Source organism: Serratia montpellierensis (assembly GCF_020858655.1).
Classification (GTDB): Bacteria; Pseudomonadota; Gammaproteobacteria; order Enterobacterales; family Enterobacteriaceae; genus Serratia; species Serratia montpellierensis.
The window spans coordinates 207,247-222,756 of record NZ_VOSN01000013.1; the positions used below are offsets into that span (position 1 = coordinate 207,247).

Consider the following 15,510-nt stretch of genomic DNA (forward strand, 5'->3'; position numbering starts at 1 on the left):
ATGAATGATTACGGCATGATTATCGAACCCGGCACGCTGCGCATCCAGCGGCTGCTGCCCGGCCCCATCGAGCGGGTGTGGGCTTACCTGACCGAATCCGACAAGCGCGCCACCTGGCTGGCGGCCGGCGCCATGAAGTTGGAAAACGGCGCGCCGCTGGCGCTGGAGTTTCGCAACTCCGATCTGGCGGGCGAGCACGAACCACCGCCGGCCAAGTACAAACAGCACGGCGGCTGCGTCAGCAACCGCGGCCACATCACCTGCCTGTTCCCGCCGCGTCTGCTGAGCTTTACCTGGGCCGAACAGGATCAGGGCCGCCCTTCCGAGGTGACTTTCGAACTGACGGAACAGGGAAACGCGGTACTGCTGACGGTGACCCACCGGCGCTTGGCCAACCGCGACGAGATGCTCAGCGTCGCCGGCGGCTGGCACACCCATCTGGATATCCTGCTGGATCGCCTGCACGATCGGGCGCCGCAGCCGTTCTGGAGCACCCATGCCCGGCTGGAAGAAGAGTACCGCGCCCGCCTGTAATTACGTCTCGTCCCTGCGTCTGAACGCCAGATAACCGGCGATCAGCGTAAAACTGCCGACCAGCAACACCAGCAGGATAAAACCGTGGTGATTGCTGGCCAGCGGGATCCCCCCTACGTTCATGCCGAAGAAACCGGCGACGATATTGATCGGCAGCGCCAGCACGGTGATCACCGTCAGCGTATAGAGCGTGCGGTTGTTCTGCTCCATCAGCTTGGCGCCCAGCTCCTCCTGCAGCAGCCGGATGCGTTCGGTCAAACTGGCCAGATCGTTCAACACCACGGTGAACTCTTCGGTAAACTGCCGCAGATCCTGCACCACCTCGCGGCTCAGCCAGGTCGGCGGCCGGTTCAACAGGCGAAATAGCGCGGCCGGCTCCGGCGCCAGCAGACGCTGAAAGCGCAATAACATGCGGCGCATGCGCCCCAGCTCGGCGCGGTTGCGTTTGACGCGGCTGGTCAACAAGCGGTCCTCAATGGTATCGACATACTGGTTGGCCTGCCGCACCACCTGCTCCAGTACGTCTTCCTGCTCTTCCAGCAGGTGCGCCAGCAGTTCGGTGGACGAGGCCAGCTGCAGCACCGTCAGGCGGCCGAGCAGCCGTTCAATCAATCGCACCGGTTTGTGACGCACCGTGACCACCAGCCCACGGCAGCAATAGAGCCACAGCGTCGCCGTCTCCGGGTTGCTGTCCTCGGGGTGGAAAATCACGTCGTTGAGTACGGCGAACAGATCGTCGCCCTGGCGCTCGATGCGCGTGGTGTGGGAGCCGTGGCGAATCTCGTGAAAGAAAAAATCGGAAATGGCGAAATGGTTTTTCAGCCACTTCTCCGCCGCCGCGTGGTTGAGATTGAGGTGCAGCCAGATAAAACCGTCGCCGGGCGGCAACGCCTGGTAGGCCTGGCAAACCTGCTGCGAGTTCAGGCGCGCCGGCGGCTCACCGGAACGAAACGCATAGCCGTAGATCAGCCCGGTCACTTCATCATCGAAATCCAGCTTGTGCATCTTTTCCGCTAACCGTTGCACCATAACGCCTTACCCTGCCTCTCGCCGTTAACCCAGATCGTCCCCGCAGTTATAGCAATCTTTATCTATCGGCGTTAATGATTTTCAGCGTTCCCGATGATTAATATTTTCGTCATAAAAACGTCATCGTCATTCAACATCGTTTTCATCCCTTGCCCGCTCAGCGACCGCACAATGGCAACATGAATATAAAGACTGGTACCCTCCATCACGCAAGACATATTTATTTAAGGAACACGACCAATAAGGAGATAACGACAATGAATACGTTTATTACAGGCGGATGGAGCCAGTCTCTGGCTAGCCAGCCCCTCAAAGAGTTCGATGTCATGATGTATGGCATGATCACCAACCTTGATGGATTGACCACGGGCACATCAGCGCATCCAGGATGGAGCCCGGAAAAGCAAAACAAACCCGATACTCTCCCCGGTTTTAAAGGAAAGACGCTCTGGGTTTATGGCGGTGGCGGGTGCTCCCCACAGCAAAAGCCGACAAATGAGGATGAAGTGTTGAGGATCGTCAAAGCCACGGTAGATCGGGGCTGGGACGGTGTCGATTTTGATGACGAATGCAACATGAACACCGAACTCGTCATCGAAACCATGAAACGACTAAAAGAGGCCCGTAAAGAGACCAGCTTGGGTTTTATTGCCGGCTATTCGTACAATCATCCCAATACGGAAAATGGTAAAAAGCTCAACGAGAAAGTCAGAAAAATCATTCTGTCAGGCCAGTGCGATCGCTTTATTCATTACTGCTATGCCGCAGCGATGTGGAGCAATGACGATATTCTCGCTAATGTCATCCCGGCATTAAAACAATCGTTGGCCAACGGCGCCGAGAATAAAAAATGCATTTTGGCCCTGACGACGCGGGGATTGACCGACTGGAATTTAAATTACTTTATCGATCAGGTTCTGGATTTTAATCTTGGCGGATTGTTTATTTGGAATTACGCCAATCTGATGGATCAACATGATAAAATCATCAAAGACAGGCTAGGCAATTAACACACCCCGCTTGCCATCGCCTATCAAGAGACCGCCAAAACGGCCACTTGATAGGCATGCAGACGTTACTCAATAAAACCCAGTTTAAACTGCGCCTTGCCCGCCAGCGAGGTCAGTTCAGGCTCCTCCGGATAGGTCGCCAGAAGCGGGAAAAAGACTGCGCCGCCGATAATGCTGCGGCTTTTTGAATCTGCCGGGCGCAGGCCCCAGATATTCTGGTACGTCATCGGGACATTCTGGCCGTTAATGGTCGCGTTGCCGATATACAGCATGATATGGCCCGGAATGTAGACCAGCGTGGTGAACGGTTTGCCATGTTCCTTGAGATAGCGCAGCCGTTCATCCGTGCTCGCTTGACTGAGATCGATCACCCGGCTTGCCGCCTGTATCTGCGCGGCGGAATTCCTGGGAAGAAACACCCCGAAAGGCATCAACAGGCTGCGCAGTTCGGCCGAGCAGTCATTATTGAAGTTATAATTCCCCCAGCCGTAGGGCCTGCCGCTCATCGAACGCATCAACGTGGCAAGATGGTCTGGCGTCATTTTCCACGGCATGGCGGTAAACACCTCCTCCGCTACACCGATCCGGCGAATCTGCGCGCGGCCATCCTCCCGGCGTACCGGCACGGCAACCTTAAAAACACCCTGCCGGTGACGGTAAAATGGCAGAATCGTGCCGTGGCGCGCCGTAAAATAAAACAGTTCCCCTTCTTGTACAGATACTGGCTGCTGAATGAATGCTCCCAAATTTTTCCCTGCCAGCGCCAGCCATTCGCTGACAAACCGCCGATCCGCCGCCGCGATATCTTCGCTATGCACCCAGCCGATCACCGTAGGCGATATGACGTAGTTCCAGCGTTTATCGCGGCTTTCCGCCACAACGTATACCGGTGTTCCGGGGCGGATAGAAGAGTCCTGCAAATTATCAAAGGGATAACCTTGCCCTGCCAGACGCGGATCGTCATAAGCCGGATCGTCTGTCGGCAAGATCCTGACCAGCGTTTCCCTAATCGCAATACCCCTGGCCGAAGAATGATAAGCCTTGTCAATGCCGACAGACGCATTATTCCTGACCTGCTGTTTCCAGCGGTCAGCGTGAGTTCTGAAGTTTTCACCCCAGGAGACACTTTCATTGCCAAGATATTTATCCATGGCGGCATCACGGTGGCTTTCCGCTTCACGGCTCAAGACGGAAGCGATGTAATGCGGATTCCAGGGGGATGCATCATTCGGCCCCATGCCAAAATAGTGGGATTTGAGGGCAGAAAAATGACGTTGCTGGGCGGCAGGATCCAGCACGGCAACCTGCCGCTGTGGGCCGGGAGGCAGCCATTTATCGACAGACTGCGAATAATTGTCCAACGGAAAAAGCGACTTGGTTGGATCGATAGGGGCAGACGCCGTGGCGTCGTGAGGTGGCTGTCTGACCGGCCCGCTGTGGCAGGCCGACAGCAACAGCAAGAGAGTCAGGCACAGCGGTTTTATTCCATTAAGCATGTGTTATCCACTCCGTGACAGGTTAAAGTCCGTTCTTTATCCTGAAGAGAAATCATACTAATTGATACTTAATCACATCGGCGATTGATTTCCCGTTGAAGAAGACAAAGCCGGTGGCATAGCAAGCGCCAATGGGATTTCCTGCCGCCGCGCAGAACGCGACCTTCCTCGCTGCCCCGCGCCACCAAATCTGCTACCCTGCGGCTTGGTTTTTTTGACAGGAGTCTTCCATGCGTCAACGCATCATTGTCTGCCCGCTGATTGAAAACGAGAACGCCTTCCTACTGTGTAAAATGACCGCGCACAAGGGCGTGTTCCCCGGCCAGTGGGCGCTGTCCGGCGGCGGCGTCGAGCCGGGTGAACAGATAGAACAGGCGCTGCGGCGCGAAGTGCGCGAAGAGCTGGGCACCGCGCTGATCCTCGACAGCATCACGCCCTGGACCTTCCGCGACGACGTGCGTATCAAAACCTACGCCGACGGCAGCCAGGAGCAAATCTACATGATTTACCTGATTTTCGACTGCCATGCCGCCAACCGCGACGTGACGATCAACGACGAGTTTGACGACTACGCCTGGGTGCCGCGCGAGCGCTTGGCGGACTACGATCTGAACGAGGCCACCCGCTTCACGCTGCGGCAAAAGGGATTGTTGTAACAGTTTGAGCGATTATCGCCCTATTTCCTTCACATTTGCCGGGCAGACTCTTTTGATATTTTTTAATCACTTAGGGTCATTATTGCCGTCGCTATGCTTTTATCTCACGCTTTTCTCCGTCTGCCCGCCCGGCGCTTCGGCGCCGCTCTTCTGTTCAGCCTGCTATTCGTGTTGGCGCCCGTCCATGCTGCCCCGCCGCCGTTGGTGTTGAATGCCAAATCGGTGCTGGTCGTCAATCAGCGTACCGGAAAAACGCTTTATCAAAAGCAGCCGAACCGTGTGCTGCCGATCGCCTCGATCACCAAGCTGATGACCGCCATGGTCGCCCTGGACAGCAAACGCCCGATGGGCGGCAAGCTCAAAGTCACCGCCGCCGATCGCGATCTGCTGAAGAAAACCCATTCGCGCCTGACCATCGGCTCGGTACTCAGCCGCCGCGACATGCTGCACATCGCCCTGATGTCTTCGGAGAACCGCGCCGCTGCGGCGCTGAGCCGCAGCTATCCCGGCGGGCGCAAGGCCTTCGTGGCGAAAATGAACCAGAAAGCGCGCGCCATCGGCATGAAACGCAGCCGCTTCTACGATCCGACCGGGCTGACGCCGCGCAATGTGGCGACCGCCAACGACCTGCTGAAGATGGTCAATCACGCCTATCGCTATCAGTCGATCCGCCACTTCAGCACCGACAAGCAGCAGATCGTGCGCCCTGGCCGCGGCCAGCTGGTCTACCGCAGCTCCAATGGCTTAATCAATAACCCGGCCTGGCAGATTCAGCTGCAGAAAACCGGCTTTACCGACGAGGCCGGCCACTGCCTGGTGATGCGCACCACCATCAAAGGGCAGCCGGTGGTGATGATCCTGCTCGGCGCGCAGCCGCGCTACGGCCACTACCGTGACGCCATTCGTCTGAAGGCCTGGCTCGAGGGATAACATCGCAGCGCTTTACCGTTATGCGCATATCCAAATTCGTTTTGGATCAATGGAATATCCTATCGCCAATCAGTATTAAGGCGCACGCCGCCCGCATGGTATTTGTCAGGTATATCTGATGAGGAAAGGAGCGGGAAAAATGGCTTATGCCTTGAGCATATTGGAAAAGAGTCCGATCGCCGACGGAGAAAGCGCCGCCCAGGCGCTGGCGCGCACGCTGCATCTGGCGCAACAGGCGGAACGCTGGGGCTATCGGCGTTTCTGGCTGGCTGAGCACCACAACACGCCGCAGCTCGCCTGCCCGTCGCCGGAAATATTGATCGGCTACCTGCTCGGCCAGACGTCGCGCATTCGCATCGGCTCCGGCGGCGTGATGCTGCAACACTACAGCGCCTACAAGGTGGCCGAAAACTTTAACCTGCTGGCGGCGCTGGCGCCGGGGCGCGTCGATCTCGGGGTGGGCAAAGCGCCCGGCGGGCTGCCGCTCGCCACCCAGGCGCTGCAGGCCGCCCATGACCGACAAAACAAACCGGCATTCCCGCAGCAGCTGTCGCAGCTGACCGCCTACCTGAACGACGACGCCGAACCGGGCCTGAGCGCCACACCGCTGCCGCCGCACGCCGCCCAGCGTTTTCTGCTCGGCGCCAGTAAAGAGAGCGCGACGCTGGCGGCTGAATCCGGCTGGGCCTTCGTGTTTGCCGCGCACCTGAACGGCAATCCGCAAGATATCCGCGAGGCGCTGGCGCACTACACCGCACTGAGCGGCGGCCGCAAGGCGCTGCTGGCGGTGGCCGCGATCGTGGCCCCAAGCGCGGGACAGGCTGAGGCGCTGGCGGCCGATATTCGACAATACCGCGTGCACGTGGCCGGTGAGCAGAGCGTGACCGTCGGCAGTCTGGCGCAGGCAGAGAGCTTCGTGCAGCAGGCCGGCGCCACCGACTACCGCATCGAGCCGCGGGAAAGCCATATCCTGCTCGGCACCGCGCGGCAGGTGCATCAACAGCTGGCGCAGCTGCAGCAGCGGTACGGCGTGGACGAGTTCATCATCGACACGCCGATCGGCGAACCGATCGCCCGGCTCACCTCACTGCAGCTGCTGGCGGAGGAGAGCCTGACGCCGGCCTAGTTAATCGCCGCACTGGCCCGCATGGCGTCGGCCAGATCCTGCGCCAGCGGCGCCAACTGCGCCGGCATGACGTTAGCCAGGCTGACGCGGAGCGCCGGGCCACACTTCAGGCGGAAAGGTTCCCCCCCTTGCACCAACCATCCCCGCTGCGCCATCAGCTGCGCGGCGGCGGTTTCTGACTGCACCGGCAACCACAGGTGCAGCCCTTCACCCACCGCCAGCGCCGTGTGGTTCAATGCGTTGAGACGCCGCACCAGCTCATCACGCCTGGCCTGATACGCCTGCTGCGCCCGCTGCAATTGCCCTTCCTGCAACGCCTGTTCCCACAGTCTGGCGGCAATCTGCTGCAAGATATGGCTGACCCAGCGCTCGCTGATGTACTGATCGGCGCGCATCGCCTGCAGCAATGTCGGGCAGCCGCTGGCCAGCGCGATGCGCAGATCCGGGCTGAGAAACTTGCTGAGCGACAGCACGTACAAACCGCGATCGCCGTCGAACGGCAGATGCAGCGGCTGCTGCGACAGCGGCCCCCAGAAGTCGTCGACGATCGCCAGACACTGCGGGTTGTCGCGCAGAAAACCTCGCCACTGCTGCGCACGCTGCGCGGATAGCGAGGCGCCGGTCGGATTATGGGCACGCGGCGTCAGGATCACCGCCCCGGCCACCCCGCTTTCCGGCAACCGACAGCCCTGTTCATCCACCGCCAGCGGCAGCGGCCGCAGACGCAGGTGGCGCAGCAGCGTCAATAGCGGCGGCCAGCAGGGATCTTCCACCCACACCGCCGCCCCCGGCTGGGCATGACTGCGCAGCGCCTTTTCCATCGCGTCCAGCGCGCCGGAGAACACCGCAGGTTCCCCCAAGGTAACGCCCTGGCGGCCGAGCCACTCACGCCCCAGGCTGGTCAAGACCGGCAGATCGCCGCTGATGTCATAGCCGTTTTGTTGCGGAAACACCTCCGCCGCGCCCAGCGCCAACGCCGGCAACAGGGCGGCATCCAGGTTGCCGCTGGCCAGATCGCACATCCCCGCCGGCACCTGACGCGGCGTATAGGCCGCACTCACCGCCGCCAGCGGCGGCTCCAGCACCACCGTTCCCGCCCGCCCACGCGTCGCCACCAGACCGGCATCGCGCAATCGGGCGTATGCGCTGGCGACGGTATTTGGGTTGACCTCCAGCTCCGCCGCCAGCTGGCGTACCGGCGGCAACAGCTCGCCCGGCCGCAGCGCGCCGTCTTTGATGCGCGCGACGATCTGCTCGGCTATCTGGACAGCGCCGCCACCTTTTGCATACAATGAATTCATACATAAATCCTTTTGTACTAGTTCAAATAAGATTAGCAGCTTCTGCGGCCAAAAGTAAGGGGTTCCATGGATAAACATTACGTGCTCGACATTCAGTATGCAGGAAAAGCCTTTGCCCGCCTGCAGCTGTTCACCCCCTGGGCAGCCGATCAGCTGGAGCAGGCGTGCGCGCTGTTCCCGTCCGCGCAGGGTTATCAGGTCCAGCTCAGCCAGGTCAGCGAACGCCGCATCATCTACCAGAGCGGCGCGCAGGGCATCACCGTGCTGGGCGAATCGCTGGCGCTGGCCCCTTTCACTCACGCGAGCGAGGTTAAACAATGAAAAAAGCCGTCGCCATTCGGCACGTCAATTTTGAAAATCTGGGCATCCTCGGTTCCCTGCTCTCGCTGCGCGGCTATCAGATCGACTATTACGATGCCGGTCGCGATGATATTCGTGCTATCAATAATGAAGAGACCGATCTGTTGGTGGTACTCGGTGGGCCGATCAGCGCCGCCCAGCACTTTTCCGGTGAGCAGCGCTATGATTTTCTCGACCATGAATTGGCGCTGGTCAAACAGCGCCTGGCGCAGCGGCGGCCGACCCTCGGGGTGTGTCTCGGAGCACAGGTGATCGCTCAGGCGCTGGGCGCTGAGGTTATCTCGCTCGGCGTGAAAGAGATAGGCTTCGCCCCGCTGACCATGCCGGCGATGGAAGAGGATTCGGTGCTGGCGCCGCTGGCCGACACGCCGGTTCTGCATTGGCACGGGGATATGTTCATGATCCCGGACGGCGCCCGTTGTCTCGCCGGCACGGCGCTTTGCCCGCATCAGGCCTTCGACTATCAGGGTTTCGCACTCGGCCTGCAGTTCCATCTGGAGGCGGATCATCGCGATATCGAACGCTGGCTGATTGGCCATGCCTGCGAGCTGGAACTGGCCGGCATCGCGCCTCAGACCCTGCGTGAACAGGCGGCGCGCCACGGTGCACCGCTGGAACAGCGTGCGCGCCAGGTGTTCGCACGCTGGCTGGATAACAACGAACCAAGGATGTAACTCATGCAACAAGCTTCCCCCTTGCGGTCACCGTCCATCGATGTGATCAGCATTCAATCTCAGGTGGTCTACGGCAGCGTCGGCAACGGCATCGCCTACCGCGCCCTGCTGAAAAAGGGGCTGGAAGCGCTGCAGGTGCCCAGCGTGCTGTTCGGCTGCCCGCCCTATTACGGCAAACCGCACGGCGGCGTCATCTCTGGCGAGTGGTTCGGCGGCTTTCTCGACGATCTGATCGCCCGCGGCGTGATGAAACGCACCCGGGCGGTGATCGTCGGTTACCTGGGCGACGTGATGCAGTGCCATATTCTGGCCAACTGGCTGCAGCGGGTGCGCGCCCTCAATCCGCAGATAAAGATCTATATCGATCCGGTGATGGGCGACTACGGTGAAGGGATCTATGTGGATGAGCGCATCGTCAACTGCTATCGCTCGCCGTTCCTGCGGCTGGCCAACGGCCTGACGCCGAACGGTTTCGAACTGGAGCAGCTGTGCGGGCGCGCTCTGAGCAGCCGAGAGCAGACGCAACACGCTGCGCAGGCGCTGTTGAACGACACCACTGAATGGGTGCTGGTCACCAGCGCGCCGGGCGTGGCGCAACACCAAGACGAAGTCGGCTTAATGCTGGTCACCCGGCAGGAAGCGCAGTGCTTTACCCATCCGAAGGTCAAATCGGCGGTCAAAGGCACCGGCGATCTGTTCACCGCACTGCTGGTGAGCCATCTGCTGCACGGCGCCGCACTCGACGCGGCAGTGATTGCCGCCGGCGGCGAAGTGTGCGACGTCCTGGCCGAAGCGGCGCATTTCGGTTGGGAAGAGATCGGCAGCCTGCGGGCGTTAAAGCCGTAAGGCCGGTGGAGAGTCAGGGGCAGCGTGCCGCCCCTGATAACTATCAGCGTTTTTTCTTTTTGTTGAAATCCAGCTCGAAGGCGAACACCGCGCTCTGGATTTTGCGCTCCATCGCCAGCCCCAGCTTGAGGAAGCGGCATGACAGGCGCGAGAAGTGTACCACCTGGTCGTTGTCGTCAGTTTCCTGATCGTCGTTGACCACCACCAGCTCCATGTTGACCTTAAAGCTGCCGTAGCTGCCCAGATCCAGCTCCGCTTTCTTGAACTGCAAGCCCGGCTGGAAGAAATCCGGCAGCGGGCCGTCGAAGCGCAAACCGACGCCGCCGGCGGACAGATCGTGGATCCGCAGCTCATAAGGCGTACCGTCCGGGTATTCGCCGGTGCAGAAAAATTGGCGCCAGTGCGGCGTAGTGATGCGGAATTGGCGACGGCGCTGTATATAGACCAGCTCCTGCGGCAAACGGGTCGAGCAGGCCTGGACGCCCTGATGTTCGGTCAGCTCCGCCTGGCCGACGGAAAACTAGATTTTAGCGTCGTGGCTTTCAATCACGATGGTGCAGGCGCCGTCGATGGCGCTCGAGGCTTCCTCACCGCTAAACACGATATTGTCCGGCCCGACGCTCAATAACAGACTTTGAAACCGGTGCTGCTGATTTTCTACGCGCAGCGGCGTGCGTTGTTTGCAAATTTCACGCAGAATCGCCAGAACTTCAAAACGCTCCCGTTTGATAAACAGTCCGTTATCGCTGTGCTCCACACGTCTCTCCTGACTTTTTTTCTAATGACGTCTTACGTATTCCTTACGGTTATCATCTCTGGGAATATTCCTAAAGTCAAATTTGCCAGCGTTGCCAGGCCTGCGGCAACAGGCGTGCGAAACGTTTCGCCCACGCCTGCTGCCCGCGTTCATCGGCGATCAGATCCTGGCGAATTTCGATGCCGACGTAAGGCAAACCGCGGCGTTCCGCATGAACCGGCAACGTGTAATCGGTGGCGTCCGTCATCGCATAAGGTTCGTTAATACCCACCTGCAAATCCCCTTCTTCGCGCAGCAGTTCGGCCAGCAGATGGGCAAATTCCGGGTAGCGATTAAACAGCAGCCCCACCTGCCAGGGGCGCGATGCCCCTTTAAACACCGGCGTAAAGCTGTGCATGGCGATCACCGCCGTCGGCAATTCACGCAGTTGGCATTGCCCCAGATGATCGTCGATGGCGTGGTGATACGGCAAAAACACCTCGCGTTCGCGCGCCAGCGCGTGCTCGGCGTCGATACCGATATTGCCGGGGATTGGCGTCAGTTCGGACAAAGGCGGGATCGAGCTGGCGATGCCAGGCGCCCGGTTGCAGTCGATCACCAGCCGTGAGTAACGCTGATGAATCAGCGTGGCGTCCAACTGGCGGCTCAGATGGCGCGACACGCTCAGCGCGCCGATATCCCAACCGATGTGGCGTTCGATCTCCCCCGGCGGCAAACCGAGATCGCCGAGGGATCGCGGTATCGTCTTGCCGGCGTGATCGCACAGCAGCAAAAATGGCGCCTTGCCATGCGGGATTTCAACGGCGGCGGCAGGCGGTTCATCGGCGGACAATAGCGGCGGGATAAACGAGTGAGGCATGACAGGCTCCGGCGGTGGAAAGCAAAACGGTTATCGTAACGCCATCCCGTCGCCGGCCCCAAGGTCGTACTTAGATCAAAAAGGCATGAGTCAGACGCCGATCATGCCGTCTCGGCTGGCTGTGGCTGGTGCACCGCGATATAACGCTGATAGCGCGACGGCTTGAGCCGCGTGGTATCCACCAGCACCAGCCCATCGATGCAGTTGTTGAACGCCGGATCGGTGCCGAAGTCGATAAACTGCACCCCACCCGGTTCGCACAGCTCGGTGTACTGTTTGTACAGCGTCGGGATCGAGCAGCCGATGTTGCTGAGCAGGCTCTTTAACCGCACCAGGTCTTCCTGGTAGTTGTCCCCGGCAAACTGCGCCAGCACCTGCGGCAGCGACGCCGGATAAGGCCGACGCGACTGTGCGAAGGCGTGATCCGGCGAGAAATAAAGCCGGTAGAAGGCAATCAGCAAATCGCGCGCCGCCAGCGGCATGCCGCCGGAGATCGACACCGGGCCGAACAGATAGCGGTACTGCGGGTATTTCGACAGATAGGCGCCGATGCCCAGCCACAAATAGTCCAGCCCGCGTTTGCCCCAATAGGCCGGCTGAATGAAGCTGCGCCCCAGCTCGATGCCCTGCGCCAGGATCGGTTCCATATCGCGGTCGTAGTGGAACAGGCTGTTGCTGTAGATGCTTTCCAGCCCTTTGCGTTCGATTTGTTCGGCGGTGGGGATAAAACGGTAGGCGCCGACGATCTCCAGCTCCTCCTCATCCCACAGCACCAGGTGGTAGTAATCGTCGTCGTAGCTGTCCAGATCGCGGCGGCGGCCGGAACCTTCCCCCACCGCGCGGAAAGCGATCTCGCGCAGGCGCCCCAGCTCACGCAGGATCGGCGTGCGTGCTTCATCGTGGCGACGATAGAGGTAGATGGTTTTGCCGTCCGGCGTGACCCCCAGCCGTTCGCAGTTCGCCAACGCCTTTTTCAGCTCCAGACGCTCTTCCGGCAGCGCGATCGGCGATTCGCTGGCGAACAGCCCCGGCTTACCCTGGCCCAGGCGATAGACGTGGCGGCGAAAACGCTCCGCCAGATCCTTGGCGCTGGTGTGGCCGTCGTGCCAGTTGGCGAACGGCACGCGGCCGCCGACACGGATCTTGATGCGCCCGCCCCGCTGCTGGAACATTTCGCGCACCAGCAGCAGCGTCGACAGCGGACGGTAGACCAGCGACGTAAAGTAGAACAGGTTGCTGTTGCGCGCGCTGATATGAATAGGCACGATCGGCGCGCGCGCCTTGGCGGCCAGACGCAGAAAACCGGTATGCCAGTGGCCGTCGCGGATGCCTTTCGGGCTCATGCGCGACACTTCGCCGGCCGGGAACAGGATCAGCGCGCCCTGATTGTCCAACTGCTGCTGCATGCCTTCAATCTGTTTGCGGCTGGTCTTATAAGCGACGTTATCCACCGGCACGAACAGGTTGCGCAGCGGCTCGATGTAGGTCAGCAGCTGGCTGGCCACCACTTTCACATCCGGACGTACCGCCGCGACGGCACGCAGCAGCACCAGGCCGTCGAGCGACCCGATCGGGTGATTGGCCACGAGCACCACCGGCCCCTGGCTCGGGATATTTTCCAGATCGCCGTCCACCAGCTCGCAGCTGAGGTTGAAGTAGTCCACCACCTGCTCGATCAGATCGAGCCCTTTCAGGTGGGGATAGTCGGCGGCGAACTGTTTGAATTCTTTTTCGAAGAGAAGGGTTCTTAGCAGGCTGCGCTGCCAGGCAGGGGTATTGCGGTGTGGAAATGCATCTTGCAACAGAGAATCCAGGCTGAACATCGCGTTATCTCCTGACGTAGTCGCTGCAAACTTAAGCCAGAGCCGTGACTCTGACGTGTCAGTTACATGACAATAAAATGAATCCATCGACTATCAGGTATAGCAAAGTAATGGCGATTTGGGAGCGAAAGACGCATTTTCGCCCCCATTTGACCTCACCTCGGGGCCAGCAACGCTTCAATGCGGCGGTTTACCGCTTCTCGCAGGCGCAACAGCGGCTCGGCCTGGTGCGGATAACGCTTGAAGGTGATGCGCATGCCCAGTTCGCGTTCGATCAGCCCCTCCACCGTCGCCCTGTCGGTCAAACTCTCCAACAGCTGCAGCGCGCGCATATCCTGCAGCCCCTGGTGCAGCACCCGCAGACGCAGCGACTCCACCGGCTGCAGATCCTCGCCCGGATAGACCACGAACGGGTCGCCGGAAGGAAACGCATGGCCGCTGTCGGTCACGGCATAAGGGTTGATGCGTTCGCGCGAATGGGCGCTGTTATAGAAGTTGAATCCCCAATGCAGGAAGCCGGCGATGCGATACAGATACAGCTGCACACCCAATATGCGATTGCGCGCCGAAGGCTGGGCGAAGAACCGGTTGGCGACCTCGGTCTTCTGCACGCAACAATAATAAGCCCACAGGCCAGGCACCCGGTGTTCGATAAAGGGCTCGATATGATCGGTGGCGGCGACCGGGGTCTCCACCAGGCCTTGCTGATAGAAAGCGAAATCCGACAGCGCGTCGAAGGTGCGGAAGCCGTCCAGCAGCGGCCGCAGCGCGGCGCTGGCGCGCCGGTAGGCCGCCAGGTTGTCCAGCGTCGGCTCATCGGAAACATGGAACCACACCTGCCGTTCCAGCCCCCGTTCGCGGAACCAGGCGGTCAACGCCGGCAGCAGCGCCTGCAGGAAACGCTGATACGCCTCGCCCTGCGCATCGGTGTGCCAGCCGAAAAGCGGTCGCGCCTCGCCCTGCTCCTCCACCACGATCTTCGGCGCATGCGCCGCGCCCCATTGGGTAAACAGCGGCGCGATTTCGAAGTGCTCGATGCCCTCTTCCTGCGCCAACGCCACCCACTGCGCCAGGCGGCTGAAATCGAAGCCATACCCCTGCGCCGAACGCGTCACCCCGACCAGCTGCACCGTGGTGCGTTCGCCGCCGACGGCGGTATCCAGCGGTGGCGTAAACAGCGGCGTCAGCAGCATATTGACGCCGGCATGCACCGCGCAGCGCACAAAGTTGCGCACCGCGCGCCAGTAATCCGGGCTGAACACCGCCAGGCGATAGTAATCCGCCAGGCAGTCGGTATGCAGCCACTCGGTATGCAACAGCGTTTGCGGCGGCAACGCCGCCGGCACCAGATGCAGCGTCAGCGTGGCCTCGGCCAGCGCTTCTCCGGTTTGCGCATCCAGCAGCCGCAGGGTCAACGGAAAGTCGCCGGCCAGCTGTGCGTCGGCCGGCGGCGTCAGGGTCAGCCACAGGCTGCCATAATAGCGGCAGGCGGCGAAAAAACGCCGTTGCGGCAGCGGTATCAGCGGATCGGGAAATAACCCCGGCTCGGTCGTCAGGTAATTCTCGTCGGTCTCGCGATAACAGGGAAAACCGCTCGGCACCGATTGCACCTGGCGCACGCTGATATACTCCGCCAGCGGCCCGTCGAGTTGATAACACAACTCATGGCGGGTTTCGTTACCCGGCGTTTGCAAACAGTACACCGCCTGCCAGGAAAGCACCTCGTTATTTAACCCGCTCAGCCGTTCCTCCACGGAAATAGGTGGCACGCTGTGGCGATGAAATACTTTCTCCAGGCAATGGGTAAATACCAGAGACAGGCGCATGATGTTCGGCCCTCTTTATTTTTAATGAATAAACACGGTGAAATTCAGGCTAGCGCCTTTTATCGCCACAGACAATAGCCGGTAATAAAAATCGTTCCCACGCCCTTCTTTGACTACCGCAAGCCGATTTTTTTGTTTATTTACATCACAAAAATGAAAGAAGCTGATGCTTGCACAATAAAAATGTTTTTAATCCCCATTATGGTGCAGGGGTTATCAGTTATTCCTATGCCTGCGAGGGCCGCTAAATGCCGCGACAGCAGGGAGAAAGCCCATCAATACG

General features: G+C 60.0%; 14 protein-coding genes and 1 pseudogene. 8 read left to right on the forward strand and 7 right to left on the reverse strand.

Annotated elements, in window-relative coordinates:
• Complete coding sequence (locus tag FUU19_RS12790; protein WP_202669539.1) at window positions 1-534, forward strand: SRPBCC family protein; 534 nt, start codon at window positions 1-3, stop codon at window positions 532-534.
• Here the strand turns inward: FUU19_RS12790 and FUU19_RS12795 are convergent, their stop codons facing one another.
• Entirely contained in the window at window positions 535-1,563 is a 1,029-nt protein-coding gene (locus FUU19_RS12795; RefSeq protein WP_197834138.1) for a transporter, read from the reverse strand.
• 257 nt (window positions 1,564-1,820) lie between these two features.
• Between FUU19_RS12795 and FUU19_RS12800 the strand changes: the two genes are divergently transcribed.
• Window positions 1,821-2,573: a hypothetical protein gene (locus FUU19_RS12800; protein WP_230489878.1), complete on the forward strand. Its 753-nt coding sequence runs from the start codon at window positions 1,821-1,823 to the stop codon at window positions 2,571-2,573.
• Window positions 2,574-2,638: 65 nt separating this feature from the next.
• Here the strand turns inward: FUU19_RS12800 and FUU19_RS12805 are convergent, their stop codons facing one another.
• Window positions 2,639-4,069: an SH3 domain-containing protein gene (locus FUU19_RS12805; protein WP_230489880.1), complete on the reverse strand. Its 1,431-nt coding sequence runs from the start codon at window positions 4,067-4,069 to the stop codon at window positions 2,639-2,641.
• A gap of 230 nt (window positions 4,070-4,299) precedes the next feature.
• On the opposite strand from FUU19_RS12805, the gene nudI reads away from it, so the two are divergent.
• The 3 genes from nudI (at window position 4,300) to FUU19_RS12820 (ending at window position 6,781) form a co-directional block, all read left to right on the forward strand.
• On the forward strand, window positions 4,300-4,725 hold the full coding sequence (nudI, locus tag FUU19_RS12810) for a nucleoside triphosphatase NudI (protein WP_197834134.1): 426 nt from the start codon (window positions 4,300-4,302) through the stop codon (window positions 4,723-4,725).
• 93 nt (window positions 4,726-4,818) lie between these two features.
• Window positions 4,819-5,655 (forward strand): D-alanyl-D-alanine endopeptidase, encoded by an 837-nt coding sequence (gene pbpG / locus FUU19_RS12815; protein ID WP_230489881.1) that lies wholly within the window; start codon window positions 4,819-4,821, stop codon window positions 5,653-5,655.
• 139 nt (window positions 5,656-5,794) lie between these two features.
• The gene (locus tag FUU19_RS12820; RefSeq protein WP_230489882.1) at window positions 5,795-6,781 is read left to right on the forward strand and encodes an MsnO8 family LLM class oxidoreductase; all 987 of its coding nucleotides are present in this window, start codon (window positions 5,795-5,797) and stop codon (window positions 6,779-6,781) included.
• On the opposite strand, the gene FUU19_RS12825 is transcribed toward FUU19_RS12820, so the two are convergent.
• The gene (locus FUU19_RS12825) at window positions 6,778-8,082 is read right to left on the reverse strand and encodes an aminotransferase class I/II-fold pyridoxal phosphate-dependent enzyme (protein WP_230489883.1); all 1,305 of its coding nucleotides are present in this window, start codon (window positions 8,080-8,082) and stop codon (window positions 6,778-6,780) included. The genes FUU19_RS12820 and FUU19_RS12825 overlap by 4 nt on opposite strands.
• A gap of 66 nt (window positions 8,083-8,148) precedes the next feature.
• Between FUU19_RS12825 and FUU19_RS12830 the strand changes: the two genes are divergently transcribed.
• From FUU19_RS12830 to pdxY, 3 genes are read left to right on the forward strand one after another with little or no spacing between them, the layout of a single operon-like run.
• Window positions 8,149-8,403, forward strand: a complete 255-nt coding sequence (locus FUU19_RS12830) for a hypothetical protein (protein ID WP_141968635.1) — start codon at window positions 8,149-8,151, stop codon at window positions 8,401-8,403.
• Window positions 8,400-9,116, forward strand: a complete 717-nt coding sequence (locus FUU19_RS12835) for a glutamine amidotransferase (protein WP_141968633.1) — start codon at window positions 8,400-8,402, stop codon at window positions 9,114-9,116. Before FUU19_RS12830 ends, FUU19_RS12835 begins: the two co-directional genes overlap by 4 nt.
• A 3-nt stretch (window positions 9,117-9,119) precedes the next feature.
• Window positions 9,120-9,962, forward strand: a complete 843-nt coding sequence (gene pdxY / locus FUU19_RS12840) for a pyridoxal kinase (RefSeq protein ID WP_230489884.1) — start codon at window positions 9,120-9,122, stop codon at window positions 9,960-9,962.
• Window positions 9,963-10,005: 43 nt separating this feature from the next.
• Here the strand turns inward: pdxY and FUU19_RS12845 are convergent.
• The 4 genes and pseudogenes from FUU19_RS12845 to FUU19_RS12860 all read right to left on the reverse strand — a co-directional run bounded on the left by FUU19_RS12845 (window position 10,006) and on the right by FUU19_RS12860 (window position 15,227).
• Window positions 10,006-10,719, reverse strand: a pseudogene (locus tag FUU19_RS12845) (flagellar brake protein).
• Between the two features lie 76 nt (window positions 10,720-10,795).
• The gene (locus FUU19_RS12850; protein ID WP_230489886.1) at window positions 10,796-11,578 is read right to left on the reverse strand and encodes an N-formylglutamate amidohydrolase; all 783 of its coding nucleotides are present in this window, start codon (window positions 11,576-11,578) and stop codon (window positions 10,796-10,798) included.
• A gap of 101 nt (window positions 11,579-11,679) precedes the next feature.
• On the reverse strand, window positions 11,680-13,401 hold the full coding sequence (gene olsF, locus FUU19_RS12855) for an ornithine lipid synthase OlsF (RefSeq protein ID WP_049295692.1): 1,722 nt from the start codon (window positions 13,399-13,401) through the stop codon (window positions 11,680-11,682).
• A gap of 155 nt (window positions 13,402-13,556) precedes the next feature.
• On the reverse strand, window positions 13,557-15,227 hold the full coding sequence (locus tag FUU19_RS12860; protein WP_230489888.1) for a DUF4091 domain-containing protein: 1,671 nt from the start codon (window positions 15,225-15,227) through the stop codon (window positions 13,557-13,559).
• Between the last annotated feature and the right edge of the window lie 283 nt (window positions 15,228-15,510).

Coding starts and splice junctions, on each gene's coding strand:
- FUU19_RS12805 (WP_230489880.1), bottom strand. CDS start 4,069: ATGCTTAATGGAATAAAACCGCTGTGCCTGACTCTCTTGCTGTTGCTG.
- nudI (WP_197834134.1), top strand. CDS start 4,300: ATGCGTCAACGCATCATTGTCTGCCCGCTGATTGAAAACGAGAACGCC.
- FUU19_RS12850 (WP_230489886.1), bottom strand. CDS start 11,578: ATGCCTCACTCGTTTATCCCGCCGCTATTGTCCGCCGATGAACCGCCT.
- FUU19_RS12825 (WP_230489883.1), bottom strand. CDS start 8,082: ATGAATTCATTGTATGCAAAAGGTGGCGGCGCTGTCCAGATAGCCGAG.
- FUU19_RS12795 (WP_197834138.1), bottom strand. CDS start 1,563: ATGGTGCAACGGTTAGCGGAAAAGATGCACAAGCTGGATTTCGATGAT.
- FUU19_RS12820 (WP_230489882.1), top strand. CDS start 5,795: ATGGCTTATGCCTTGAGCATATTGGAAAAGAGTCCGATCGCCGACGGA.
- pbpG (WP_230489881.1), top strand. CDS start 4,819: ATGCTTTTATCTCACGCTTTTCTCCGTCTGCCCGCCCGGCGCTTCGGC.
- FUU19_RS12835 (WP_141968633.1), top strand. CDS start 8,400: ATGAAAAAAGCCGTCGCCATTCGGCACGTCAATTTTGAAAATCTGGGC.
- FUU19_RS12830 (WP_141968635.1), top strand. CDS start 8,149: ATGGATAAACATTACGTGCTCGACATTCAGTATGCAGGAAAAGCCTTT.
- olsF (WP_049295692.1), bottom strand. CDS start 13,401: ATGTTCAGCCTGGATTCTCTGTTGCAAGATGCATTTCCACACCGCAAT.
- FUU19_RS12800 (WP_230489878.1), top strand. CDS start 1,821: ATGAATACGTTTATTACAGGCGGATGGAGCCAGTCTCTGGCTAGCCAG.
- FUU19_RS12860 (WP_230489888.1), bottom strand. CDS start 15,227: ATGCGCCTGTCTCTGGTATTTACCCATTGCCTGGAGAAAGTATTTCAT.
- FUU19_RS12790 (WP_202669539.1), top strand. CDS start 1: ATGAATGATTACGGCATGATTATCGAACCCGGCACGCTGCGCATCCAG.
- pdxY (WP_230489884.1), top strand. CDS start 9,120: ATGCAACAAGCTTCCCCCTTGCGGTCACCGTCCATCGATGTGATCAGC.